Below are 25,567 nucleotides of genomic sequence, written 5' to 3' on the forward strand. Positions count from 1 at the left end.
GTTGGAGTCCGGGCCGGCCCTGTGTCGTGGGGTCGGTGTGCGTTACGGCGCGGAGACGCGGTCGAGAATGCCCACCGCGTCGGTGCCCGGGGTGACGACGAGCTTGCGGGTGAGGGTGTAGGAGCCACCCGCCGGCACGTCGACGTTGAACCGGCTCATCACCCAGTTGCCCGCGGCGTAGACGTCGAAGGCGCTGGCCGGCGTGCCGTAGACGAGACCGAAGACCTGCGGGTCGGTCCCGGTCATGCCGATGTACGGCTTGGTCGGGGTGTACGCCGCCGTCGCACCCGGCGTCACGATGCCGGCGCCCGGGATGACGCTGGCCTGGCCGGCCGCGTCGTGGTCCATCGCGTCACCGGTCCACACGCTGAGTGGAGCCGAGCCGGAGTTGCTCAGCTCCGTCGAGACCGTGGCGAAGTCGTCGCCCGGCTTCAGCGTGTACGTCGTCGTCGCCGTCAGGCCCGTGAAGCCCTTGACCGGCCCGGACACCCGGACGACGGCCTTGTCGCCGGTCGCCTGGACGATCTGGATGTCGGTCGCCGCCACCGACCGGATGTCCCACGCGCTACCGCCGGTCGGCTGGGTCGCCGAGACGTAGGGCAGGTTGATCCAGTCGAACTGGTCGGCCATGCCGCGGACGGCGATGTCGACCGGCTTGCCGCGGGTGCCACCGGAGAGCTGCGAGTCGTTGTAGGCGTCGGCGATCGCCATCGAGAGCTTGTCGTTCTCGAGCATGACGTCGCCGTAGCCCGCCTCGACCAGACCCGAGCCGATCTGCTTGCCGTAGCTCGCCTCGACCGTGACCGGCTTCAGCGCGACGTCGGCGACGCCGCTGCCCGCCGCCGGCACGGTGACCGCGCCGGTGGCCGTCTCGTAGCCCAGCTTGGACACCCGGACGTCGTACCGACCGGTCGGGGCCTTGACGAGGTACTTGCCCTGGGCGTCGGTGCTCGTGGTCGCGACCACCGTGCCGGCCTGCTCGAGGGCGACCCGGGCACCGGAGACGGCGGCGCCGCCCGCGGTGATCGTGCCGGCCGCGCGAGCGGTGTCCGGGACGGCCGCGTCGTGCAGGTCGATCTCGTCGGCCCACTGCGCGATGTTGCGGGTGGGGTCGCCACCGGCGGTCGCGTAGTCGGTCAGGTGGTAGAAGCTGAACTGCTTGGTGGCGCCGGGCGCCATCGTGGCGTCGTAGTAGAGACCCTCGACGTAGCCGTACGCACCGACGGCGGCCGGCGTGTCCAGTGCCCACGCGAGACCGTGGGCGGCCTGGCCGTTCGTGGTGGCCGCGTCAGCACCGACGTAGACGTAGTTCCCGGTCCAGCCCGAGGTCTTCAGACCCGGGTTGGTGCCGCTGAACCCGGGGATCCGGCCGTTGTCGACCGAGCTGTCGGGGTCGATCATGTAGTTGAAGTAGCCCTGGTAGCCCGTCGTGCCGGTGTTGGTCAGCTTGACCGTCATCTTCACGATCGGAGCGTCGGGCAGGGTCTCGTAGCGGACCTGCGCCTTGATGGCCGGGTTCGCCCGGTACTGACCGTTGCCGACCACGGCAGCGCCGTCGACCGCGAGGCCGGGCAGGTCGAGCTGGTCGTTCGGCCGGTCCCACGAGTCGGGCGGCGTGAGGCTCGGGCGCAGCAGCATCTCGCCCCAGTCGAGGGTCTCGGCGCCGTTGGCGTCGTTGAGCAGGAGGTCCGACAGCGCGCCCTGGCCCAGACCGCCCACGCCGTTGTTTCCGCCGACGCCGTTGTTGCCGGCGGCGTACGGCGTCACGGACGCCCGGATCTTGTCGTTGGCCAGGTAGTAGTACTCCTTGCCCGTGACGACGTCCGTGCGCGTGCTGCCGTTGCCGTAGTCCGGCGCGTACGTCGACTTGCCGGCGACCGGGTGGGTCACCTTGATCAGCTTCAGGTCGGCCGTCGCGTTGCCGGTGGTGCCGACCGTGATGCTCGCCGCCGAGTGGTCGTCGGCGATCAGGCCGCGCTTGGCGGCCGTGACGGTCCAGGTCGACGCCGGCAGGCCGATCCGGTAGTGGCCCTTGGCGTCGGTGCTGGTCACCGCGGTGTCCTGACCGGCGGCGACGGCGGTGACCTTCGCGCCGGCGATCGGAGCGCCCGTCTCCGGGTCGCTGACCGTGCCGGTTACGGTCGCCCAGCGCTGCGCGGACTCGCCGCCCGGCACGTAGGCGTAGAGGTTGCCGTCCCAGGCGCCCGTCACGACGGTGTTGCCGCTGACGGCCGGGCCGGCGCCCACCCAGGTGCCGATCTCGTGGCTCCACAGGATTTGGCCGGTGTCGGTGGCCAGGGCGTAGAACTTGCCGTTGTTGGCTCCGACGAAGAGCGTGTCGCCGGCCACGACCGGGCTGGACATGACTCCACCGTGGTAGATGTCGCCGGGCAGCACCCGCTCCCAGAAGACGTTGCCGGTCTGGGCGTCGAGGGCGACGACGGCGCCGCTCGGGAAGCCCATGTAGACGACGCCGTCCTTGACGGCCGCGGCGCTCGGGGTCGAGCCGCTCGAGACGAGCGAGGAACGCGAGCTCTGGTAGGTCCACAGCGTCGCGCCGGTCTTGGCGTCACGGGCGGCGATGCCGTTGTTGGCGCCGATGAAGACCTTGCCCTCGGCCGCGGTCGGTACGCCGTCCTGCCAGCTGCCGAGCGACTCGGTTCCGGTCCACTTGCGGGCGCCGGTGGCCAGGTCGTAGGCGAGCACGCGGTCGGCGGTCTCGTTGCCGACGTACACGGTGCCGTCCATGACGGCGGGCGTGCCGTCGCTCATGGTCGCGCCGGACATCGGGGAGGCCCAGATCTGCCGCCCGGTGCGCGTGTCGAGCGCCTTGAGGACGCCCTGGCTGCCGATGCCGAAACGGGTCTGGTAGGGCCAGAGCACGGTGTGGCCGGAGACGGCCGGCGAGTAGTAGCCGTAGGTGCGCTGGTTGTTCGGGGCCGGCGCCTGCTCGGGCACGGCCTTCCAGCGCAGCTGGCCGGTCACCGCGTCCACGGCGTAGAGCTCCGAGCCGAGGGTCGGCGCGAAGATCAGGCCGTCGCCGTAGGCGAGGCTGCCGTGGATCGACTGCGGCACCTCGAAGTTCCACAGCTCCTTGCCGTTCTTGAGCTGGACGGCGTGGATCCGGCTGTTGCCGTCGCCGTTCTCGTCGCGGGTGCCCGCGTAGACGACGCCGTCGTGGATGACCGGCGACCCGGTGAGGAAGGTGCCGTCGGTGCGGAAGCTCCAGGCCAGGCGGCGGCCGGCCTCCTGCGCCGGCGCGACACCGGAGTGGGCCTGGTTGCCGTGGTGCTGGTCCCAGTCACCGCCGGCGACCGGCTTGAGCGCCGGCTCGTCGGTGAGGGTGAAGTCCGCCGACTTGGTCCAGGTCTTTCCCGTCGCGTCGACCACCTGCACGTCGATGCTGTGCTCACCGACCGTCTGCCGGCTGTCGGGCAGGTTGCCCTGCCAGGTGAACTCGCCGCTGTGGTGCAGCGGCATCCAGTTCTTGTCGCCGGCGATCCGGTAGCGCGCCGAGACGACCTCGTCGCCGGTGTCGTAGGCGTTGATCTGGATGCCCGGGAACTTCGCGGCCGGCACCTTCGAGCCCGGCGCGGGGCTGACGATGGTGAGGTGCTCGTTCTCGCCGTACATCCGGAACGGGTTGTCGAAGCCCGGACCCGCCATGTGGATGTAGCGGAAGCCGCGGGGCGCGTTGTCGATCGTGTAGGAGCTCGACACGGTCTGGATGTGCTTGGCGGTCGAGGCGAACGCCGAGTGGTTCTCGACGTGGTTGGAGTGCTCGTGGCCGACCAGGATCAGCTGCGCCTTGTAGTGCTCGAGCACGTCACCGAAGGCGTCGTACGTCGACGGCGAGCCGAACGGGACGTTCATCGGCTGGTGGGTGAGGACGACGACCTCGATGTCGTTGGTCGGGTCGTCGTCGAGCGGAACGCTCGCGGCGAGGTCGTCCTTGAGCCAGTTCAGCTCCTCGTCGAACGGCGCCGAGCCGTTGTTCTCGAGCACCACGAAGTGCCGGTTGCCGTAGTTGAACGAGTACCACTCCGGACCGACGTTCTTGCGATAGTTGTCGATCTTGTCCTCGTACGCCGACCCGCTCGCGTACTCGTGGTTGCCGACGGCCGGCCACACGCCGACGGCCGACTGCTGGGTGCCGCGACGATACGTGTCGAACTGCCCCTGGCTGGCGTCGTTGGTGAGGTCGCCACTGACCGCGATGAAGCGCAGGTCGGTGCCCGTGGAGTTGATCTCGCGGATCTGGTCGGGCAGCTGTGCGTTGACGTGCGGGTCGGCGATGTTGGCCCAGGAGAAGGTGTCGCCGTCGGAGAGGTCATCACGGACGAGCGCGAAGTCCGCGGTCGGCGTGGCGTCGTCGGCGAGCTGGCCGAGGTTGGCCCAGAACCTCGGCTCCTTGTACTGGTCCAGGCCGAACCGGTAGCCCCGCGGCTGACCGGCCCACACGATGTCCGTCGTGCGACGGTCGGTGGAGATTGTCAGCGAGTAGGAGCCGTCGGCGGCGGTCGTGGTGGCGACCTCGCCGTCGGAGACGCGCACGCCGGCCAGGCCGACCTCGTCGGAGTTGCGCTGGCCATCGCCGTTGGCGTCGACGTACACGACGCCGCTGACGGTGGCCTCCGGCGGGTCGATGGCGGCCGCCGCGTACGACGCGAGCGGGCCCGCCACGACGCTGGCGGCGAGCCCCAGCGTCGTGGCGTACAGGACGAGGCGCAGGCGCGCGCGTGTCCAGGGGAACGAGGACATCGGGATCCTTCGGGGTGGGGAGAGGGCTGTCAGGTCAGGAGCGGCGAGCGTTCGACGAACCAGACCAGACCGGCACCGGCGACGGCGACGGTCGCCGCGACGGTGCCGAGCATGAGGGCGCGAGCGGCGACCGGCGTGGTCGCGGCCCTGCGCAGGAACAGCAGCGCCGGGAAGGCGAGCGCGATGATCGTCAACTGGACGAGTTCGATGCCGACGTTGAAGGAGACCAGGTCGGCCAGCGTCGAGGCCGACAGCGGGCCGTCGACGCTGAGCGCGCCCGCGAAGCCGAGCCCGTGCAGCAGCCCGAAGCCGAAGACCACGGGCAGCCGGTGGCTCGTCCTCGGCGAGAGCAGGTTGTCGAGCGCGACGAACGCGATCGACAGCGCGATGAGCGGCTCGACGATCCACCCGGGCACGCTGACCCAGCCGATCGCGGCCAGCACCAGGGTCACCGAGTGTGCGACCGTGAAGGCCGTGGCGACCTCGACGACGTCGCGCAGCCGCTTCGCGCCCAGCAGCAGCGCCAGTAGGAACAGCACGTGGTCGAGCCCGAAGAGCAGGTGCTCCGCCCCGAGCTGGACGAACCGCGGGATCTCGCTGAGCAGGTCGGTGCGCCCCACCGTGACGCTGGTGCGGTCGGTGTCGAGCAACGTCGTACCGCGGCGGCCGTCGACGTCGTAGGCCACCATCGTTTTGGTGTCGTCGACGACGCCGTCGGAGGCGCGGAAGATGTCGCTGCGGACGGTGAGCGCGCCGGACGCCGGGCAGTCGTAGGCGAGCGCGACCCGCACCGCGCCGGAGTCGGCGAGTTCGACGCGGGCGTCGTCCTCAGCCGTGCACCCGATCGCGCCGCGGCTCAACCGCAGCCGCCCGCCGACATACGCCGCCACGTCGCTCGCGTGCGCGTCCAGCGAAATGCGCCGCACCTCGGTCGGCACCTCGGCGGCCGCGCCGTCCACGCCGACCGCGTCCGGGCTCAGGGCACCGTCGAGACTCAGCAACCGGGCGAGGACGTCGTACTCCACGTCGACGACAGCCGCGACGCCGTCGCCCTGGCTGCGAAGGTCGACCGCGACCGAGGTCGCGCGGACGTGCGCCTGCGCCGGAGCGGCGACCAGGAGCACGGCAGCAAGGGCGGCGAGGAACGCCAGGAGACGCACAGGCAAGCACTTCCGTCGTGGGGGGACCGGCGGTCGTTCACCAACCCTGCAGTGCTCGCTTCACACCCGGCAACTCGAGACGACCCAATTCACCGAACCTTCCGCTGCCGGTCGCCCACCGGCCGAAAGCCGGGTTTCTGGGCGCCGAAAACCGGGTTTTGGGGCCCGGCTACGAGGCCCGCGTACGAAGCCGGGTGAGCCCGGCGGCCAGGGCGCACCCGCACGAGTTGAGCATGACGTCGGCGGCGCGGCTCAACGGCAACTGGCCGAGCTCGATGAGCAGTGACAGGCCCGCCCCGCCCTGTCCGGATATAGGTGATTCCTGGCCGGACGAAGGCGGCGCCGCTCACCGGTCAGTCGGCAGCATGAAAGTCGGACACACAGTCCCACAGCCGACACACTGCCCAGAGAGTCAGAGGTCATGCCAGAGGTCATCGCAGGGTTGGAGATTCCTGACACAGCGGCGGTCGCCGAAGCCACCGCGCTCATCCAGGAGACGACCAGCCCCCTCATCTACCACCACTCCCGGCGAGTCTTCTTCTTCAGCCTGATCCACGCTCACAAGCTCGGCGTCCAACCGGACCCAGAACTGCTCTACCTGGCGGCCATCTTCCACGACACCGGCCTCATGACCCCCTTCTCCGACGTCGAGCAACGCTTCGAAGTCGACGGCGCCGACCACGCACGCAAATTCCTCCTCGACCGGGGTTTCTCAACAACCGCCGCCGAAACCGTCTGGACGGCGATCGCACTGCACACCACACCGGGCATCCCCGACCGGATGGCCCCGGAAATCGCGACCACACAGCTCGGCATCCTGACCGACGTACTCGGCCTCGGCCTGGACGGAATCGAACACGATCAGCTCGGCGAAATCCTCGCGCTCCACCCACGAGGAGACTTCAAGAACGAGTTCCTGCGAGCCTCCGTCGACGGGCTCAAGAACCGCCCCGAAACCACCAACGGCACCGTGAACTCCGACCTGCTCGAGCACTTCATCCCCGGCTTCCGGCGCACGACGACAGTCGAGCGCATCCTCGGCTCACCCTGGCCGAGCTGACCAGCGGCCGACGCCCTCCACGAGCTGGGTGACGCGCTGCCGCGTTCGGTGGCCTGGTCTGAGCAGGCCGTCAGGGGGTGACGATGTTGAAGTCGCGGTCGGCGTCGTCCAGGAGCCCCATCAAAGTGTTGAGCGCCTGACGGTCTCCGGAGGTCTGGACGCCGCCCAGGTCGCCGGAGGCGACCAGAGCGAGCAGTTGCGTCTTGGTCAGGGTCACCGTGAGGTCCGCCGGGGTCGCCTCGCGGGACCGGGTCTGGATGAGGACCCCGTTGGCCACGCTGGTCCTGATCTCCTCCTTGCGGTCGGTGAGATTCCAGTCGATGGTCAGGCGGGTGTCCCAGGCGCGGGGACCGTTGATGCGGATGGCCAGGGAGTCGAAGATCTGCTCGGCGCTCAGAGCGCGAGCGAGGTCGGTGCCGACGCTGTCGAGAGGGTTCTGCGGCTTGTCGCCGCGCAATTCTGCGGCGCCCTGCAGGTAGAAGTTCCGCCAGGTGCCGTTTTCGCTGCCATGACCGAGTTTCTCGTAGACCTTCGCCAGGAGTTCCTTGGCGGCGGTGTCGGCCGGGTCGGCGAACACGACGTAGTTGAGGATCTGGGCGGCCCAGCGCCACTCCCCTGCCTGGTAGGCCTCCTCGGCCTTGGGCAGAATGTTCCGCGCTCCGCCCATGAGCTCCACGTGCCTGCGTGCCGACTCCTGCGCGGGGAGCTCCCAGAGATGGGCGGGGTTGCCGTCGAACCAGCCCATGTAGCGCTGGTAGACGGCCTTGACGTTGTGGGACACCGAGCCGTAATAGCCGCGGGCGTGCCACGCCCGGTCGAGTGCCGGCGGAAGCTCCATCATCTCGGCGATCTCCAGACCGGTATGGCCCTGGTTGAGCAGTCTCAGCGTCTGGTCGTGCAGGTAGGCGTACAGGTCGCGCTGCTGGGACAGGAACACGGCGAGCTCCCGCGTCCCCCACGTCGGCCAGTGGTGGGAGGCGAACAGCACATCGGAGTCAGCGGCGAACATCTCGATCGCCTCGGTGAGGTAGCGGGACCAGACCCGAGCGTCCCGGACGAGCGCGCCGCGCAGGGTCAACACGTTGTGCAGGTTGTGGGTGGCGTTTTCGGCCATGCACAGGGCCCGGTGGTCAGGGAGGAAGAAGTTCATCTCGGCCGGCGCCTCGGTGCCCGGAGTGAGCTGGAAGACGATGCGGACGCCGTCGATCGCCTCCTCCTGGCCGGTGCGGGTGACGTGGAGTGTCGGTTCGATCAGCGAGATCGTTCCAGCGGAAGTGATCTGGCCGAGCCCCGTGCCGATCTGGCCGGTGGCGCTCTTGGGCAGCGCCGCTCCGTACATGAAGACCGCCCGCCGGTTCATCGCGGTCCCGGAGTACACGTTCTCGGATACGGCGTGCTCCATGAATCCGGCGGGAGCGATGATCGGGACGCTCCCCCCGTCGGGCACGACCCCTCGGACGCCGCCGAAGTGGTCTGCGTGGGAGTGACTGAAGATGACCGCGGTCACCGGCCGGTTTCCCCTGTGCCGCCGGTAGAGCTCGACCGCGGCCGCCGCACACTCGGTGGACAAGAGCGGGTCGATGACGACGACGCCCCGTTCGCCCTCGACGAAGGAGACATTGGACAGGTCGAACCCGCGTACCTGATAGACCCCATCGGTCACCCGGTAGAGGCCGTGCTTGGCCGTGAGCTGGGACTGCCGCCACAGACTCGGGTGCGCCGTGTCGGGGCACGGCCCGCTCAGGAATGCATAGGCACCGAAATCCCACACGACCCGGCCCCGGGCATCCTTGATCGTCTCCTGCGACGTCGTCCCGACGAACCCCCTGTCCGCGGCCTCGAAATCAGTGCGGTCCTCCAGCGGCGGCATGACACTCACGGCATCCCCTTCGAAACCATCCGAGCGGCCTCCCAGGCTCTCAACGTCAGGCTCGATTCCGTGGCGTGCCGTCACCTCGACCGGCGACTCGATGAACGTCGTCCGTCGGCTGACCTCCCGACGCCTGAAGAACCTCGTTCAGCTCCTGGATGTCAGCGTCCATCTTCAGCGCGAAGCATCCTGTGGAGCTCGGCCGCCAGACTCGGGTCGGACCAAAACCCGGTCAGTCTGTCGTGGCCTGGAGCTGAGTGCGGCGAGGAGGAACCTCACCTGATCCTTAGGCAGTGCCGGCTGAGTCCTCGCCGGGCTCGCCTCACGACGGCAGTTGCCTTCCCTCCATCAGCGGTAGCCGAAGAACGAACCGGGCGCCGCGAGGGGAGTCCTCGATACGCAGGGTTCCCCGGTGGGCGTGGGCGATGTCGCGGGAGATCGCAAGGCCGAGTCCGCTGCCGGCGGCGTCTCGGCGTCGTCCGTCTTCCAGACGGACGAACCGCTCGAAGACCCGCTCCCGGTCGGCAGGATCGATGCCGACTCCGTCATCGGTCACCGACACGACCGCCAGACCGTCACCGGATGTGACGCATACGATGACGCCGGCCTCCGCGTGGCGTCGCGCGTTGCTCATCAGATTGCTCAGCAGCCGGATCAGCTGGGTCCGTGAGCCGTGTACCCATACGTCCCCGGTCACCCGAACACGCACCGGCACAGGGTGGGAGGTCGTCTCCGCCTCCTCCGCCACCAGCGCGCCCAGGTCGATCGCCTCATGGGACGCCGACTCGCCGCCGCGCAGCCGGGCGAGCAGCAGCAGGTCGTCGACGATCGCCTCGAGCCGGTCGGTGGTCGACAGGGCTCGCTGGATCGTGTCGCGTGGATTGACGTGATCGGGGTAGAGCAGCGCCTCCTCCAGCTGAACCCGCAGGCCGGCGATCGGGTTGCGGAGCTCGTGGGACGTGGTGGAGGCCAGTCGGTACTGCTGTTGAACCGGGCGCAGTGACCGGCCCGTTATTCGCCACGTCAGCCACCCCGACATGACGGTCATGATGAGCGCGGCCGCCGCGACGATGAACTCGAGGTCGTGCGTCGCCAGAATCGACGGCTCCACCGCGCCCGCGTACACGACAGGGGAATCGGCACTCGGTGAGACCCTGTCGACCGTAAGCAGGACACACCGCTTGCCCGGAGGACACTCGGTCCGCCGCCGCAGACGGTCGCCGGGCTCCGGCCTGAGCATGCTGAGGCGCGCCCGGCCCGTCTGAGGGCTCGAACTCGTGATCCTGCCCCGGGCGTCCACCACTTGGACGAGGTCGACGCCGGCGGAAACGGGAATGGGGCGCGGCACATGGTCGCTCCGCACCTGCGCGCTCCACCGGAGGACGGCCTTCTCGGCGTTGAGGAACGCCTCGTCTCGAACCCTGTAGCGGACCGCCAGGTCCATGCTCACGCCGAGCACCACAACGATCATGAGGACGAGCAGCGTCATCACCGTCGTGTAGCGGACTTGAATGGGGCACAGCGACGGCACCGCGTCACCGTCTCCCTGCGCGCCTGACCGGCTCTTCCGAGCGGCCCATGGCCACACGCCATGGGCGATCTCGGCTGGGTGTCTCATCACGGCTGTGTCTTTCACGCTGATCGCTGATCCACACGGACAATGGGCGGCTCAGGAGCGGCCGGTCCGCGAGTTGCTCCTCGAGTAGCCGCCGCCTCCTTTCCTGGAACATCGCCTGCCGCCCGGATGGCCCCGGCGATCCATCCAGTACGGCCGTCCCGTGGTCGAGAGCGGGATGACGACCGGCCGCCGGCACCTGGCCGAACAGGCCTGAGTCCAATGGACGACATCGTCCACTTAACGTGCAGTTACCCAAATTTGTCAAACTGGGATACGAGGTGACCCCCGGAAGTGCCGTGTCACAGCACCGGGCCGGACGACATGGGCGACGAGCTGTTCGCCGACGGCTCTAGCGATCCGCCGCGAGAGCCCTGATCCGGCTCAGCGCCATGTCGATTGCAAGCCTGAAGGGTTGCTCGTCCTGCATCGTCGCTGCGAGCAGATATCCGCCCTGCAGCGCGGCGATGACCCCGAGGGCGAGTTCGTCCGCGGTGACTTCGGAACCCAGCTCGCCTTCTTCCTGAAGTCTGGCCAAACCGCCGGCCAAAGCGTCCCGCAAGGAATCGAAGGCCGCCGCCAGCAGAGGGTGAGCGTGGCCGGAACGGCCGACGAGCTCATTGGCCAGCGAGCCGAGAGGACATCGGTACCCCGCATCCCGGTGCATGCCCGCCACCAGCAGGTCGCGCCACTTCTCCAGGTCGTCCATCGAGTGCAGCTGCTCGAGGAGCGAGTTCTGATGGAGGATGACGCGGCTCGCCTGTGCTGCGATCACATCGGCGATCAGCGCGTCCTTGTTCGGGAAGTAGTGATACAGCTGTGACTTGCTGACGTCGCACGCGAGCACGATCTGGTCCAGGGTCGTCGCCGCGACCCCTTGCCTGTGCATCAGATCGGCCGCGGTCGCGACGATGCGATCGCGAGTGGCCGCGCCGCGCGGGGTAAGTCGTGAAGGATCTTTTCCTGTCCCTCCGGACATATCTAAAACCCTACGTCAGAGGTGTGAACCCGCTGGCCGCAGCCGGTTCCGAGCGGCCGGTCAGGGCGATCGCAGTCGCCGAGATCACGTCTGAGCCGCGCCGTTCAGGTCGCGGCAGACGGGAAGGCTTGACAGACTTCACATATAACCACAAACTGGACGAAATCGTCCATCCGGCAACAGCGGCCTGGAATGAGCGCCAGGCGGAAGCCGGCCGCGACCTGATCGGCCGGAGAATGCGCCATCACCGCGGCGTGTGACAGCTGAGTGCCGGTCGATCATCCGCCGGCCGCGTCATCGGCATCTGGGCAGCGCGCTGCGTAGCGGATGGGAGCGCGGATATGAGAAAGGCCTTCGGCCCCGGACCCGAGACCGCGTGTCTCGATGCCGGCTCCGACGGAGCGGGCCGTCCCGCCGGAGCAAACGTGTCACCGCGAAGAGCCCTGCTTACGCGGCGCGGACGTTCCGATGAAGCCACGGGATTCGATCCTGATGGCCGACGTGTCCGCGGACCTCTCCGCGGCACCCGGTCATATCGCATTCTCCGTCTGGCGGTCCTTCGACCGCCGTTCGTCGTCGCCGGGGCATTCTGCATCGTGGTTTCGCTGGCATGGACCAGGTGGCAGACGCGGGCCCGGATCCTGCACTCGATCGCGGCCATCCACGCCGAACTGGCCGTCCTGGAGGGCGACCCGCAAGATCGTCTGGCCGAACCGAAGGGAAAGGGCGAGTTCGTGCGGCTCGCCGCGACGATCAACACCGTCCTCGAACGGCTCGGCCAGGCGGACAAGCGCGCCGCACGAGCACTCGACCGGCAACGGCAGTTCACCGTGGACGCCGCACACGAACTGCGCACACCTCTCGCCGGGCTGCGCCTCCAACTGGAAGACGCCCAGATGCATCCGGACGACACCGACCTGCGGAATCTCCTCGATCACGCTCTCCATGATCTGGGCCGCGTGCAGAGCATCGTCGCCGACCTGCTCCTGCTGGCCAGGCTGGAGACGGACGCCCAGACCACGATGGAAGAGATCGACCTCACGGCCCTGGTCCGGGAGGCGGTCGCCCACCGCCAGGGATTGCAGGAGGTGCACTTTCACCTCGATCCTGCGGTGAAGGTCGGCGGCGTGCCATCACACATCACTCGCATGCTCGCCAATCTGCTCGACAACGCCCACCGTCACGCCGCACGGACGATATGGATCGACCTTCGCCGCAAGGGCGACAGCGCCGAACTGACCATCGCCGACGACGGGGTAGGCATCGCCCCGACCGACCGCGAGCGGATCTTCCACCGCTTCGTCCGCCTGGACTCGGCTCGCAGCCGTGACTGCGGAGGGACCGGCCTCGGCCTGGCCATCGCCCGCGACATCGCCTCCGCGCACAACGGCAGCCTCCACGTCGAAGACTCCGCCTCCGGTGGCGCGTGCTTCGTCCTCCGGATGCCCCTGGCCGCGAACCGCTGATCAACGCCGAAAGGGTGGAGCTTGGGCCCACTCAGCGCCAGGGCGCGCGGTCTACTGCTGAGGTTTCGCCTGGGAAGCGATTGAGAATTTCCGGCCTCAGCTGGGGCTATGACTGTCAGACCTCGGTTGATGCTTGACGCTTCGGCCCCGCCTGATGGTTGACATGATCACGGCGAGACTGGCGACACTTCCCCTTCTGCCGAAAGTAGTGCATGTGATCATGCCAAGGTTCGGACGACGGCGTTGGACACGGCCGAGACGTTCATCGAGCCGTACGGCGAACGGTATGCGGAGGGCCTGGTTCTCTTCGTCCGTGTGAGGGCGTAGCGGGCCGCTCTACGGTGGCGCGGTCATTTCGACGGCCGCCGTGGGGACCGAGCATGTCACGGCGCTGATCTACGTGGCGGCCTTCGTCCCCGGCAGCGGGGAGCCCGTCGGTGCGTTGGTCGCGAAGTTCCCTGACAGCACGGTGAACGAGTCGCTGCGGCGGTGCCGTTGCCGGGCGGGCAGGTCGACGTGTCCATCGATCCTCCCGTCTTCCACGCCCGGTTCGGCGGCGCAGGAGTGCATGGCTACCCGGGCCAACGCCACGGTGGAGGTGGTCGAGGGCGCCTCGCACATGGTGTTCGTCTCGCATCCGGACGTTACGGCGGCCTTCATCCAGCGGGCGGCCGCCGAGACGGCGTCCTAGGGGTGCCGGGCGAGCAGTTCTGCGAGCTGCCCGAGGTCGGCTTGCAGGAACTCGGGTCCGCCGTTCTGGAATGTGCCCATCAGCTCGACGGCGCGGTCGAATGCCCGCCGCGCCCCGGCCACGTCACCCGTCGACAGCAGAAGCTTCGACAGATCCCGGAGCGAATAGACCTGGATCGGTCCGTGCGCCAACACGCCGGCCAGCCGGACCGCTGCGGTGTATTCCTCGATCGCCTCGTCGACTCGGCCCATGCCCGCGAGGCTCTGCGCGAGCAAGTGCCGGCCTATCGCTTCCTCGGTCCACTGGTCGAGGTCGCGGCCGATGTCGAGCGCCTGCCGCAACGCGTGTACCGCCTCCTCGAACCGCTTAAGCTCGGCGAGCGACTGACCCAGGCCCAACAGGCCGTTGAGTTCGGTGAGACGCTCTCCGCTGAGCCGGCCCAGCGTCACCGCCTGCCGGGCGTGTTCCAGCGCCACCTCGTGGTCGCCGAGCGAGTCATATATGTTCTGGAGGTTGGTCAGCACCGCGCCCTGCTCCTTGGTCATGCCGTGCTCGGTGTAGTGCCGCAACGCGGTCCGCAGCAGGTCGAGGGCGTCGTCGTTCGCGCCGGAGTACCAGCGGGGACCGGCGAGGCTGCGGCACAGGTCCGCCTCGCCGATCGCGTCACCTTGCTCGCGGGCGGCCCGCAGCGCCAAGCGGACGACGTCCTCCCAGTCGCGGAAGAGGCCCGCACTCTCCAGGTACTGCGGCATGGCCAGGGCCAGTCGCCAAGGGGCGACACCGTGGTCACCCTCGGCCGCGACGTGGACAGCCTCGAACAGAACGTCGCGGTGACGATCGAACCAGCTGTAGGCGTTCTCCAGTGAGCCCTGCCGCTCGGCGACCACGCCGTCCGGCGGAGGCGGCGGCGGCGAGCTCCGGACGTAGCTCTTCTTCAGCTCGGACTGGGCATTCAGAGCGCTGTGCAGGTAATGCTGCAGGAGCCGGCTAACCGCCGCCGCCCGCTCGGCGGGTGGTTCGGTTTCCCGGAACAGCTCCTCCGCGTACGCCTTGACCAGGACGTGTGAGGTGAACCGGCCGTGGTCGTCCTCCGTCACCAGCGCGGCCTCCGCCAGTTCCATGAGGGCCTCGCGGGTGCGTCGCGGCTCCCACGCCGACAGACTCGTGGCTGCCTCGGCCGTGATGCCCGGGGTCAGCGCGACCGACAGCAGCCGGAACAGCCGGGCCGCGTCGGGACTGAGCTGGCGGTACGACCACGCGAACGTCGTGCGCGGGTCACGCACGCCCCGCCCGCCTGGGAACGCCGCCAGCCGGTGAGCGTCGTCGCGCAGCTCCGCGGCGACCGACGCCAGCGACAGCCGCGGACGGGCGCTCAGCCGGGCGCCCAGGATCGCCAGCGCCAGTGGCAGGCGCCCGCACAGCTCGACGATCGCGTCGAGGGACTCGGCGTCGCCGCCGGTGACACGGTCGGTGTGTGCGAGCCGCCGTTCGAGCATCTCGCGGGCGACCTGCCGGTCGGGCAGGTCGACCCGGATGAGGCGGGCGCCTCCGAGGACGGCCAGGCCTACCTGCGGGAGGCGGCTGGTGACCAGCACCAGACTTCCGGCCGAGCTCGGCAGCAGCGGCTGGACCTGCGACTGGTCGCGGACGTTGTCCAGCAGCACCAGGATCCGCTTCCCGGCCGTGAGGCTGCGGTAGGCACCCACCAACGCCTCCAGCGACTCCGGGGCGTCCGCACCGCGCAGCCCCAGTGCGTAGAGCAGGGAGCGCAGGGCTTCGACGACCGGGACGCCCTCACCGTCGTCCTCGTGGCCCTGCAGGTCCAGGTAGAGCTGGCCGTCGGTGAACTTCCGGGCGACGCGGTGCGCGAAGTGCGCGGCGAGCGTCGACTTGCCCACGCCGCCCATGCCGTCCATCGCGATCACCAGTGGACCGGTGCGGTTGGTCGTCGCGGCCACGAGGTCGTCGAGCACCGCCAGTTCCGCCCGGCGTCCGACGAACAGCGGAAGATCGGGCGGCAGCTGGGCCGGGACAAGAACAGTGGGCACGGTGGGCGGCAGCTCGGCCGGGACAAGAACGGTGGGCTCGGTGGGCGACACCACGGCTGGGGTGACCACGATCGGGGTCAGCACCCGCAGGTACGCCTCGCGCAGCTCGCGTCCCGGGTCGACACCGAGCTCGTCGGCGAGACGTTCACGAATCGACTGGTACACCGCCAGCCCTTCGGCCTGGCGATCGGCGCCGGCGAGCGCCACCATCAGACCCGCGTGCACGGGTTCGTGGAGCGGGAACATTCTCGCGGCCTGTCGCAGCGGCGCGAGCACCTCGCCCGGACGGCCTTCGGCCACCGCGATACCGGCGGCATCGACCGCCGCGTCGACGAACTGGCCGTCGATGCCGGCGAAGACGGCCGCAGCCGCTGCGTTGTCCGCCAGGCCGCCGCCCGCCGGACCCTGACACAGCTGCAGGGCCTCGCCGTACCGGTCGAGCGCCTCACCCGTCCGCCCAGCGGCGGTCGCCGCTTTCGCCGCCGTGACGAACCGGCCGAAGGCGGCCAGGTCGAGCACGTCGGGACCGGCCGTCAGCCGGTAGCCGTTGCCCTGGCGGGCCAGGTACGACCCAGACGACCGCGGCGCCACGTCGGGTTCCAACATCCGGCGTAGTGCACCGATGTACTTTTGGATGATATTCACCGCGGTCGCCGGCGGGTCCGTCACCCAGATCAGGTCGACGAGCTCGCCCAGTCCGACCGGCCGGCCGTGCTGCGCCAGCAGTAGTGCCAGCAAAGCCCGCTGCTGCCGGGGGCCGGCATCGACCTCGATATCACCCCGCCATACCCGTAACGGGCCCATGACCTGCAAGCGCAACCGAACCTTCATCAGGCGCCCAGCCGGTGGCAGTGGTAGACCGGGGCGGGCGACAGATTGGCCCACGACGTCCGGTTCGGGTGCGGTCACCGGCACAACTTACAGGCCGTGGCACGCGCCGCCGATGCGCGCACGGCTATCGCGCACTAAACCGAACACTCAGATAGACGATGTATGCAGATACCCTTGCGAGATCACGTGCGCGGATCTGCCGCGAGTCGTGCGCTCACGCCGAATTGAGGATGTCGCCGGAGTTGGAACGCTGACGGTCGCGGGAGAGTCCCGTACACCACACCGCCGGTGCCACCTCACGAGCTTTCATCCCGGAAACATGGCCGACGTGTGTCTGGTGGACTGACGGCACGGTTATGACAGGCAGTGCACCCAGACAACAAGCTTGTCGGGCCAGTTCCCGTGGCCCTGAAGGTCCAGGATCGCAAGCTCTACCCGCTGCCCGTAAGAGCCGGGCGCAAGGCAGGTCGGTGGCGTGCCGCCGAAGTTCGCGCCTTTGCGATCCGTCCATGAATCGCCGGCGACCAGTATGCCCTCGCCTTCCCGGTCGCTGCCGTCCTCGGTGAAGCCGATCGCGGTGCCGTCTGAGTTCACCGCCGTGATCGTGCCCTGCACCACCCGGGGCACGCCTCGATCCGAGGCCCCAAAGGTGGCGGTGGCCGCCCCGATCATCAAGCCGAGAGCCAACGCGAGCCCCGAGGTCCAGAGGGGCACCCGAAGCGTGCGGGTGAGTACAGAAGGCATCTGCAGAGAGGACTTCGTTGACATGGCCGGAAAATCTACGACATGCCATGCCTGCGCGGACTGAGCCTTCGCCGATGGCGTTGATCACCAGCTGTGCCGCTGGGCTCAGCTGCCCGACTCGCGTCACGGACGTGCAATCGCCCTCATTTGCCGATGAGCGGATGCTTCTCTACATCATGAACCGAAGCTTGGCGGCCGATCGTTGAGGATCCGCTGGAACAGATAGGAGTCCTGCCATCTACCGTTGATGTGCAGGTACTTGGGCGCCGTCCCCCACTGTTCGAATCCGTTCTTAACCAGCACGCGCTGCGAGGCGACGTTCGACGGGCTCGTACTTGCTTGGATCCGGTGCAGACCGAGTTCCTGGTCAGCAATCTGGCAAAGCGCTGCAACAGCCGCGCTTGCCAGGCCATGTCCGACCTCGGCGGGTTCCACCCAGTACCCCAGATTTGCACTACAAGAAGGACCGAGCACGATCGCGTTGAGCGTTGCACACCCCAACACACGACCGTCTCGCAGCATCGCACAGGCCAGTAGCCTGCCCTCCTTCATTTGCTGCACCATCTCGTCGAGCCGACTCTGCTGGCCGGCAAGCGTCCAGAACGAGTCAGGTCGCACCGGGTCGAAGGGACGCAGATGCTCACGACTGCGGATGTACGCGTCGAGCAGTGCAGGCGCGTCGCCGACGTCCAGTGGACGCAGTAGGACGCCTCCCGGAAGCGAGGCGGAACCGGTCATCGTGAGAGCGTAGCGGCGGCCACACTAACGGCAGCGGAGGACCCCCTGCCGACCGTGGCCGCCGTCCTCTTCTGCCGCTGACGTGCCGCTGATCGGACGGGAGCACGCACACAGGTGCTCGACTCTGCCGAGATGAGTGCGATGTGGCCGCCCCGTGGGGCGGCCACCACATCGAGAAGGAGGAGAGTTCACGGCTGGGTGGTGAGTTCCTCCAACATCGAACGGACCGGCGTGGGTGTGCGGCGGAGGAGATTCTCGAGCTCCGGTCCGGTGGTGGCGAACTCCCCACGGCGTGCTGCGTGGAACATGCCGAGCAGCATGTTCGCCTGATCCGCGGGTACACCGTGGCCGATCATGGTGGCCGTCCACTCGGCGTCGTCGGCGACGACGCGGCGGATGGTGCGTCCGGTGAGTTCGGTGACGATGCCGGCGATGGCTGCGAGGTCGAGCGCGTGCGGTGCGGTCAGCGGCGGGGTCGGACCATCGAACCGGCCCTCGTCGGCGAGGATGATCGCTGCCGCTTCGGCGAGGTCGGCGTGCGTGGTCCAGGATACGGGCCCGTCGGCCGGTGCGACGAGTTCGCCGGTTTCGAGCGCCCGGCCGAGTAGGTGCCGGACGGTGCTGGTGTAGAACCCGTTCCGCAGCGCCGTGAACGGTGTGCCCGTCTTCGACAGGTAGCGCTCGGTGGCGGCGTGGTCGGGCATCGGCGCGAAGACCGAGTCCTCGGCGGCGCCCTGGTGGCTGGTGTAGAGGATGCGCTTGGCACCGGCATCGCGAGCGGCGTCGATCGCTGCGACGTGCTGGGCAACCGCTGCCTCGCCCGTCTGGTCGGTCGAGACGATGAGCACCTGTGTTGCGCCCTCGAACGCATCGGCGAGGGATTCGGGCTCGGTGAAGTCGCCGCGTCGCACGCGCACCCCGCGTGCGGCCAGTTCGCCGGCGCGGTAGGTGTCGCGGACGCTCACGCCGACCCGGTCTGCCGAGACCCGATCGAGCAGCCGATCAACGATCTGGGAGCCGAGCCGGCCGGTACCGCCGGTAATGATGATCATGATCCGTCCTCTCCTGCTAACACTGGAACGATTTGAATGCTACCAGCGTTAGCAACAGGGATAGCAAAATTGCGTTATCGTTGGAAACATGGCAGAGGTGAGGCCGGATAGCGCCAGCAGGCAAAAGACGCGAGCGAACATCGTGGAGTGCGCGGCGCAGCTCCTGCGGGAGCAGGGCGCAAGCGCGGTCACCACCCGTGCGGTCGCGCAGGCGGTCGGCATGCAGGCGCCGACCATCTATCGGTTCTTCGAGGACAAGGACGCGCTGCTCGACGCCGTTGCCGAACATGTCTTCGCCACCTACGTCTCCGGCAAGACCCTCGTCGAGGACAGCGGCGACCCGGTTGCAGACCTGCGGGCGGGGTGGGACACGCATATTGGCTTCGGTCTCGCCAACGCAGCGCTGTTCGGTCTCCTCACCGACCCCAGCCGTGGGGTTCGTTCACCGGCGGCGGCCGCCGGCTTGGAGGTTCTGCGCGCCCGGGTGCACCGCGTCGCGGCAATCGGCCGGCTTCGGGTCCCAGAAAGACGTGCCGTCGAACTCATCCACGCCGCCGGCACCGGCGCCGTGCTCACCTTGCTCTCCACCCCGCCGGAACACCGGGACCGCGACCTTGCCGACGCGATGTACGAGGCGGTGATGCGATCGATCCTCACCGACGTGCCGACGCTTCCCGCGGACAGCACGACCGCAGTCGCTGTCGCATTCCGGGCCGTCGCACCGAAGCTGACAATGCTCACCGGCGCCGAGCGCGCCCTGCTGTCGGAGTGGCTGGATCGAAGCGGCGACGGCCCAACCACCCCCGGTGCCTCAGCTGGCCCAGACTGAGACTGCGATCAGGTGCCGTCCAAGGTTGACCGCATCCGCGAGCGATTGTTCCGTTCCCGGCGGTTCTGTCGCCCGTCATCGTGGCGGCATCGACGGCGTGTCGGGTTGAGCGGATGCGCGTCCGGACGTCGATCCGACGCTCAGCCCCACGTCGCCACCAGGTCGGTGGCACAGGTTCGCTCGTGCTCCCTAGCAACGATGAGGGGCATTTCGCTCAACTTGGTCTGGCAGCGCGACCAGGCCGGCAACCTGTGGTCCGTCAGGAACACGACCACGAGGCGGACTTTCTACAGCACCCGCGTGGAACCGGCAGCCGGTACGGATGGATCGCTTCCGCACATCCGGCTACAGGCTCTACTGTCCGCCGCCGCTACCACGCTGAAGACCAGCGCGGTCTGATCAACGCGCCGGGTGCGGGCGGGCGCCGAGGCGCGACGCACACTCATCTGCCGCAGAGGGTACGGGCTGATCGAGATCCCTTGAACGCATCACCGGTCGGGACAGAACGACAGGGCTCGAGGAACCCGGTCGCCCATCTGCATCCGGTCGACGAAACTGTGCCGATGCATCACGCCGACCTCGAAATGCCGACTCTCCATCGGGACGGGTCTGTGGCCGGCGATGAGTTTGGGATGCTGCGCCGGTCTACCTACCGATACCGCCTGACTCGAAGGGATCACCGCGATGGCAAAGGTCATCTCCACGCTGTTCATCTCGGCCGACGGCGTGGCCGACATCAACCCCGATTGGCACTTCCCCTATTTCGACGAGAACATGGGCCGCGCCGTCGGCGAGGATTACGACACCGCTGATGTGCTGCTCATCGGCAGGGAGACCTACGACAGCTTCGCCGGAGCCTGGCCCGACCGCGAGGCGGCGGGTGGGGACGACGCACCGTTCGCCAAGCAACTCGGGGACGTGCGCAAGGTGGTCGTCTCGCGCCAGCCGCTGGAGTTCTCCTGGCGCAACTCCGAGCTGATCAAAGGCGATCTCCTCGATGCCGTCACCTCGCTCAAGGCCGATGCCGGCATCAGAGGCATCCTCATCCCCGGCTCGATCTCCGTGGTGCAGCAGTTGCTCGCTGCGGGGCTGGTCGATGAGCTGCGCCTGCTGGTGCACCCGGTGGCGGCGCGTAAGGGCCGCAGGCTGTTCGACGACGGCGAAGCGCCGTACCACCTGAGAATGACGGCGACGGAGGCGTTTCCGACGGGCGTGATCCGCGTGATCTACTCGCCGACCGAGGCACCCACTAAAGTCGGCTACGACGAGGTCAAGGACCAGGTGCCCGGCGGGAAGTAGTGGCCTTCTCGGGAGGATCGCCGTAATGGCGCCACATCCGGTGATCGGCGATGTGATCGTCCGATGGCGCCCCACCTGGGCAGGGTGAGCCGAGAGACCAGGTAGGCGGATGCCGGACTACTGGGTTCACTCTCAGTAGCCGCGAGTCGCACCACCCGGCCCCACTCCGGATTGATCATGTCAACCATCAACCGCGGTGCTTGGCCCAGAACGGCAGGCCGTGGGTTCGGCCATGCGGATGAACATCTCGGCGTTGGAGGCGCGCGGCGGGCTGGTGCGCGTAGCCGTCGCGCTCAAGCCGCTCCCAGATCTGCCCGGCTTCGAAGCCGTGGGTGAACTCGGGGTCGTCGCTGTCGAACGCGAGGCGCAGCCGGTGTTCGATGTCGCCGCCGCGTCCCCGGACCTGGGACCGAGCCTGCGGCGGACGCTCTTCACACCGATCCTGTGCTGATTTCCGTGATCCGGGTCACAGCCGGGAGTGATGTGGCGGTTGCGTGCCTCCTTCCGTCGTGAGGAACGGCGGAAGGAGCGCGAAATGCGGGTACACGTAGGCGGACGGTGGGACGCGGCCACCCGGCGAATCGTGGGCGGCCCGTCACGCGGCACGACGCGGCGTACGGTGATCTCGTTCCTGCGACAGCGCGTACGAAGGTGAGCATGCTCGACGATCAGCGGGCGGAACCGGCCGCCGCCGGTCCTGTCCGCGTGCCCGATGCCACGATACGAAGCGCCCAGCGTGGCGACCTGATCGCCTTGCATGATCTGCTTGAGGCGATCACTCCCTACGTGCGCCGGCTGTGCTGGCCCATCGCGTTGCAGGACGCGCCCGACGCCACCCAGGAGACCCTGATCGTGGTGCTGCGCAAACTGGGGACACTGCGGGAGCCCGCCGCGCTCTTCGGCTGGGTGCGCGTGATCGCTGTCCGGGAGGCCGTACGGGTGGCCCGGCAGTCATCCCGGACGACTCCGGCCGAGCTGATCGAACTTCCCGCACCCGATGATCCGGCGTTGACCGCCGACATCAGTGACGTGTTGGACCGACTGTCGCCCGAGCACCGCGCGGTGTTGACGCTCCGCGACCTGGAGGGGCTGGACGAGCAGGCCGCGGGGGAGATGCTCGGCGTCCCGGCGGGTACCGTACGGTCCCGGCTGTTCCGGGCCCGCGAGAGTTTCCGGCGAGCGTGGCGGACAGAGGGGGGTGACCGATGACCTGGCCCATCGGTGAAATCGACGACGTTCGGCGGCTGCGCGTGCTGGCGGCGGCGATCCCCGGCGCCATGTACGTCGAGACCGACCTGCCGGCTCCCTTCGACGAAGTGTGGCAGGTGCTGGGCGACCTGGAACAAGCGCTCCCCGGCCTGGTGCCCGATGTCCGATCGGTTCACGTCACCCAGCACCACGGCGAACGGTTCCGGGCGATGGTTCGAGGCCGGTCCGGACTCCGCGCGCCGTTCGACGGCATCCTGCGGCCCGGCTGGTGCCTCATGCAGAGCCGCTTCGTGTCGTTCGGGATCGCCGTCGTGCCTGCAGGAGACGGCACCCGGCTCGGCTACATGGCAGGCTTCCGGCTGCCGGGCATGCGGATCCTCGGGCCGCTGCTGGTCCCGGCCAACCGGCTGCTCGGCCGAGTCGTCGTCCGCCGTTTCGTCACGCGGTTCGCGCGCCATGTCGACACCGGAGGCCCGCCGATGTGAGCCACATCACGGGAGCGTTCCGGCGAGTGGATCCCTCTCCCAGATATGAGGATTCACGAACTGGCGGCCATCGTGGTGGCCGCGATCCTGGGCGCCGACGCCCTCGTGCACGTCTACTGGATGACCGGCCGCACCTGGCCGGCCCCCGACACACGCACGCTGTCCCAGATGGTGCTCAACTTCGAGGTGCCGTTCACCCCCCGCGTGCTGGCGCCGATCGTTCTCATCCTGGTCGCCGGCGCGACCGCGGTCCTCGCCAGGGCCGGCCAGTTGGGTGGCTGGTTACCCGGCTGGATCGCAACTGCAGGGTCGGCCGCCGTCGCCGTCGGGGCGCTCCTGCGCGGCGGAGCCGGCATCGTCTGGGCACTGGGCATCGGCGCCGATCGGAATTCGGCGTTCTACCGGCTCAACCTCACCGCGTACACCCCGATGTGCTTGATCTTGTGCGGCGCGGCCACCATCGTGACCGTCTGATCCGCGTCCGAAGATGGATTCACGGCTGTGCGCAGCGTAGGGCGGCACGGTTCGACGAGCGCGCTGACGGAGTCATCAAGGCCGTCCTGCGGCTATGCCAGGGGGCAGATCGGCCCGCGCGGGCACGCGCTGCCGTGCGCATGCGTCGTCCTCCTACCAGAGCGAGAAGAAGCTGCGGAGCGGGTGGGGATGGTAGGAGTCGAACAACGCGAAGTTGATGAAGGGGGTGGCGGCCACTCCGAGCAGCGCGAAGGTGCGGTTGAGCGTGGTCATCGTTTGCACGTAACCGCCGTTGCCCTCGGCGTCGACGGCTCCTTGAGGGGAGGGCTCCTCCTCGGAGACGGGCCCGTCGGCCGGGGGTTCGCGTCGTGCGGCCACCTTGCCGATCAGGGCCGCGGCGCCGGTGACCACCGCGGCGGCGACAAGCACGTCCTTGGCGGTCACCATGACCTTCGCGTCTTTGCCGAGCGACCGGCTGTACAGAGTTCTTCGCTCACTCAGCCAGCCGGTCGCGATGGAGGCGTTGACGAGCAGTTCGTACAAGGAGTCGCTCAGGCTGAGCCGGGCGCCGGTAGCCGTCTCCGCGGACCTGCCGGCGGCTCCGGGCCGCTCGCCGGCACGGCCGAGCGCAGGTCTGCCGAACGCGGCGGCGGCCAAGCCGAGGCGGCCGATCGAAGCGGCCGTGGTCTGCACGATCGTCATAATCGTCACCGCCGGTTTCCTCAGGTGAACAGTCGGAAGATCGTTCCGGGCCGGTAAGAGCGCAATATGGTGAAGTTCACGCGGGGAGTGAGCCCGATTGCACCGGCCGCAAAGGCGCGGTTCAGCATCTTCATCACCGTGAGGCAGCGGTAGTAGCGTTTCCCGCGCCGGGAGGCGTCGGACGTGAGGTTGCCCTCCGCATCCAGCGGCAGCCCCTGTGGGAACTCACGCTTGACGAGTCGACCCGCGGCGATAGTGGCGATGTTCGTGAGCGCGGATCCGATGACGGCGAGATCCTTCAGCCTGACCGCGTCGTCGGTCGCTTGATCGAGGTGGCGTTGCGTCCTCAGGGTGTGCTGCTCGATCAGCCAGCCCCCCGCGAGCATCGTGTTCGCCGCGACGTCGTACCTGCTCCACAGCCCTTTGGCCTCAGCGGGACCTGTGGTGCTGGGGCGCGGTAGCTGTGGACTACCAGCGAGAGCAGCGGCAGCCCCCAACTGATGGATGGATGCCGCAGAAGTCGTGAGCAAACTCATCAGCGACCCCCGTGTCGAATGCGGCCCATGGGGCTTCCCACTGCGAGCCGAGAGATTGACGGGTCATTGCTTCGCCTCTAATCAAGCCTGTGGCCAGCCGTTTCCCGTGTCAAGCGAACTTCCGGGCGCCGCACTGGGTGGAGACGCCTTGGCGGGGCCGCGGGCCGTCTCGTGACCGTCGGCGGGGTCGGGGCTCCGCCTTCTTCGGTGTGGTGGGCGTGCGCCACCTCGCCGTCCGCGCCTGCCTCGGCGGGCCTCGCAGCCGGCAACGGTCCACCGCCTTTACGTTGTAGATTCCTAGCCGTCCAAGGATCGCCCGCTGTCTCCGGGACTACTGCCGCGATCCGGCCTCGCATCTCGAAGGTGAGGCGATTCACAGATGAACGAGTAAAGAACAGCCTTCTACGCACGCGATGATCGTGCTAGTTGTCGATCATGCACCGCTCCTTTCCGGCTCGCGTCGCGATGGTGGGCTTGATCGCAACGATCGCCATCATCGCCGTCTTCACGCTGGCGGTGCTTCTCCCCGCCCAAGACCAAGCCCCCGTTGGCACTGCGCCGACCTCCTTCCCCGCCCAATCAGCTCAGGCGGCCGGCGAGGAAGACCCGGACGAGGAAGAGCCGGAAGAACAGCGCCACCCCGCAGGGACCGCGATCCCGCTCATGGTTGACCAAGAGACACGTGACCAGCTCAGCGCCGCTGCACGTGCGGTCGTCGATCCCTCGGGCCCCGTGAAGGGAGCCATGAATGTGGCGACAGGCGGCACCATCTATTACGGGGAGATCTACGGCAAGACCCCCAAGACCGACATGCACTACGTGCGTGCGACCATTGACCTGGTCTATTTCTGGAAACAGAAAGGCGACGGCCCCTGGGAATTCCAGGGCGGCTACGACGCGCGGATGTGCAACCCGAGACCCCCATCCATTCCTCTCGCGCTCCACAGGGCCTGGGGCACCATGGGCGAGCCCTACTTCGACGGAAACCGCTGGTGTGATGGTCAGACAACCTGAGCGA

Annotated in this window: 23 protein-coding genes; 11 read left to right on the forward strand and 12 right to left on the reverse strand. The window is 68.4% G+C overall.

From position 1 onward, the window contains the following. Nucleotides 1-42: 42 nt before the first annotated feature. Together Pph01_RS05160 and Pph01_RS05165 are read right to left on the reverse strand one after the other, a co-directional pair. Nucleotides 43-4,761, reverse strand: coding sequence for an outer membrane protein assembly factor BamB family protein (locus Pph01_RS05160; RefSeq protein WP_204071754.1), 4,719 nt, complete (start codon nt 4,759-4,761; stop codon nt 43-45). A gap of 29 nt (nt 4,762-4,790) precedes the next feature. Continuing rightward, nucleotides 4,791-5,921, reverse strand: coding sequence for a HupE/UreJ family protein (locus tag Pph01_RS05165; protein ID WP_239116458.1), 1,131 nt, complete (start codon nt 5,919-5,921; stop codon nt 4,791-4,793). A 421-nt stretch (nt 5,922-6,342) separates the two neighbouring features. Here Pph01_RS05165 and Pph01_RS05170 point away from each other — a divergent pair, with 421 nt between their 5' ends. Continuing rightward, on the forward strand, nt 6,343-6,981 hold the full coding sequence (locus tag Pph01_RS05170; RefSeq protein WP_204071756.1) for an HD domain-containing protein: 639 nt from the start codon (nt 6,343-6,345) through the stop codon (nt 6,979-6,981). 70 nt (nt 6,982-7,051) lie between these two features. Here Pph01_RS05170 and Pph01_RS05175 read toward each other — a convergent pair whose 3' ends face one another. From Pph01_RS05175 to Pph01_RS05185, 3 genes are all read right to left on the reverse strand, one after another. Beyond that, nucleotides 7,052-8,851: an alkyl/aryl-sulfatase gene (locus tag Pph01_RS05175; RefSeq protein ID WP_204071884.1), complete on the reverse strand. Its 1,800-nt coding sequence runs from the start codon at nt 8,849-8,851 to the stop codon at nt 7,052-7,054. Nucleotides 8,852-9,173: 322 nt separating this feature from the next. Then, entirely contained in the window at nt 9,174-10,340 is a 1,167-nt protein-coding gene (locus Pph01_RS05180) for a sensor histidine kinase (RefSeq protein WP_204071757.1), read from the reverse strand. A gap of 478 nt (nt 10,341-10,818) precedes the next feature. Next, nucleotides 10,819-11,445 (reverse strand): TetR/AcrR family transcriptional regulator, encoded by a 627-nt coding sequence (locus Pph01_RS05185; RefSeq protein WP_204071758.1) that lies wholly within the window; start codon nt 11,443-11,445, stop codon nt 10,819-10,821. Nucleotides 11,446-11,468: 23 nt separating this feature from the next. Between Pph01_RS05185 and Pph01_RS05190 the strand changes: the two genes are divergently transcribed. The 3 genes from Pph01_RS05190 to Pph01_RS05200 all read left to right on the forward strand — a co-directional run bounded on the left by Pph01_RS05190 (nt 11,469) and on the right by Pph01_RS05200 (nt 13,602). After that, entirely contained in the window at nt 11,469-11,705 is a 237-nt protein-coding gene (locus Pph01_RS05190) for a hypothetical protein (protein WP_204071759.1), read from the forward strand. 336 nt (nt 11,706-12,041) lie between these two features. Further along, the gene (locus tag Pph01_RS05195; protein WP_204071760.1) at nt 12,042-12,911 is read left to right on the forward strand and encodes a sensor histidine kinase; all 870 of its coding nucleotides are present in this window, start codon (nt 12,042-12,044) and stop codon (nt 12,909-12,911) included. 367 nt (nt 12,912-13,278) lie between these two features. Continuing rightward, complete coding sequence (locus Pph01_RS05200) at nt 13,279-13,602, forward strand: alpha/beta fold hydrolase (protein ID WP_204071761.1); 324 nt, start codon at nt 13,279-13,281, stop codon at nt 13,600-13,602. On the opposite strand, the gene Pph01_RS05205 is transcribed toward Pph01_RS05200, so the two are convergent. The 4 genes from Pph01_RS05205 to Pph01_RS05220 all read right to left on the reverse strand — a co-directional run bounded on the left by Pph01_RS05205 (nt 13,599) and on the right by Pph01_RS05220 (nt 19,015). Then, nucleotides 13,599-16,481: an AfsR/SARP family transcriptional regulator gene (locus tag Pph01_RS05205; RefSeq protein ID WP_308441874.1), complete on the reverse strand. Its 2,883-nt coding sequence runs from the start codon at nt 16,479-16,481 to the stop codon at nt 13,599-13,601. The genes Pph01_RS05200 and Pph01_RS05205 overlap by 4 nt on opposite strands. Before the next feature lie 354 nt (nt 16,482-16,835). Continuing rightward, nucleotides 16,836-17,249: a hypothetical protein gene (locus Pph01_RS05210; protein WP_204071763.1), complete on the reverse strand. Its 414-nt coding sequence runs from the start codon at nt 17,247-17,249 to the stop codon at nt 16,836-16,838. Nucleotides 17,250-17,399: 150 nt separating this feature from the next. Further along, nucleotides 17,400-17,963 carry a GNAT family N-acetyltransferase gene (locus Pph01_RS05215; RefSeq protein WP_204071764.1) on the reverse strand — a complete coding sequence of 188 codons (564 nt, stop codon included), beginning with the start codon at nt 17,961-17,963 and terminating at the stop codon, nt 17,400-17,402. Between the two features lie 188 nt (nt 17,964-18,151). After that, nucleotides 18,152-19,015, reverse strand: coding sequence for an NmrA family NAD(P)-binding protein (locus Pph01_RS05220; protein WP_204071765.1), 864 nt, complete (start codon nt 19,013-19,015; stop codon nt 18,152-18,154). A gap of 88 nt (nt 19,016-19,103) precedes the next feature. Between Pph01_RS05220 and Pph01_RS05225 the strand changes: the two genes are divergently transcribed. Further along, a complete protein-coding gene (locus Pph01_RS05225) occupies nt 19,104-19,844 on the forward strand; it encodes a TetR/AcrR family transcriptional regulator (RefSeq protein WP_204071766.1) in 741 nt (246 codons plus the stop codon). A gap of 488 nt (nt 19,845-20,332) precedes the next feature. Here Pph01_RS05225 and Pph01_RS05230 read toward each other — a convergent pair whose 3' ends face one another. Then, nucleotides 20,333-20,548: a hypothetical protein gene (locus Pph01_RS05230; protein WP_204071767.1), complete on the reverse strand. Its 216-nt coding sequence runs from the start codon at nt 20,546-20,548 to the stop codon at nt 20,333-20,335. On the opposite strand from Pph01_RS05230, the gene Pph01_RS05235 reads away from it, so the two are divergent. The 5 genes from Pph01_RS05235 (at nt 20,529) to Pph01_RS05255 (ending at nt 23,311) form a co-directional block, all read left to right on the forward strand. Then, nucleotides 20,529-21,143, forward strand: coding sequence for a dihydrofolate reductase family protein (locus Pph01_RS05235; RefSeq protein WP_204071768.1), 615 nt, complete (start codon nt 20,529-20,531; stop codon nt 21,141-21,143). The two genes, Pph01_RS05230 and Pph01_RS05235, sit on opposite strands and share 20 nt — an antisense overlap. Before the next feature lie 232 nt (nt 21,144-21,375). Next, a complete protein-coding gene (locus Pph01_RS05240; protein WP_204071769.1) occupies nt 21,376-21,594 on the forward strand; it encodes a hypothetical protein in 219 nt (72 codons plus the stop codon). Between the two features lie 206 nt (nt 21,595-21,800). Continuing rightward, nucleotides 21,801-22,352 (forward strand): RNA polymerase sigma factor, encoded by a 552-nt coding sequence (locus Pph01_RS05245; protein ID WP_204071770.1) that lies wholly within the window; start codon nt 21,801-21,803, stop codon nt 22,350-22,352. After that, on the forward strand, nt 22,349-22,837 hold the full coding sequence (locus tag Pph01_RS05250; protein ID WP_204071771.1) for an SRPBCC family protein: 489 nt from the start codon (nt 22,349-22,351) through the stop codon (nt 22,835-22,837). Before Pph01_RS05245 ends, Pph01_RS05250 begins: the two co-directional genes overlap by 4 nt. 45 nt (nt 22,838-22,882) lie before the next feature. Further along, complete coding sequence (locus Pph01_RS05255) at nt 22,883-23,311, forward strand: DUF3995 domain-containing protein (protein ID WP_204071772.1); 429 nt, start codon at nt 22,883-22,885, stop codon at nt 23,309-23,311. Nucleotides 23,312-23,464: 153 nt separating this feature from the next. On the opposite strand, the gene Pph01_RS05260 is transcribed toward Pph01_RS05255, so the two are convergent. Both Pph01_RS05260 and Pph01_RS05265 read right to left on the reverse strand, forming a co-directional pair. Further along, a complete protein-coding gene (locus tag Pph01_RS05260) occupies nt 23,465-24,022 on the reverse strand; it encodes a hypothetical protein (protein ID WP_204071773.1) in 558 nt (185 codons plus the stop codon). Between the two features lie 11 nt (nt 24,023-24,033). Then, nucleotides 24,034-24,549: a hypothetical protein gene (locus tag Pph01_RS05265; RefSeq protein WP_204071774.1), complete on the reverse strand. Its 516-nt coding sequence runs from the start codon at nt 24,547-24,549 to the stop codon at nt 24,034-24,036. A 426-nt stretch (nt 24,550-24,975) separates the two neighbouring features. On the opposite strand from Pph01_RS05265, the gene Pph01_RS05270 reads away from it, so the two are divergent. Next, a complete protein-coding gene (locus Pph01_RS05270; protein ID WP_204071775.1) occupies nt 24,976-25,563 on the forward strand; it encodes a hypothetical protein in 588 nt (195 codons plus the stop codon). Nucleotides 25,564-25,567 lie beyond the last annotated feature (4 nt).

Source organism: Planotetraspora phitsanulokensis (genome assembly GCF_016863295.1).
Lineage (GTDB): Bacteria > Actinomycetota > Actinomycetes > Streptosporangiales > Streptosporangiaceae > Planotetraspora > Planotetraspora phitsanulokensis.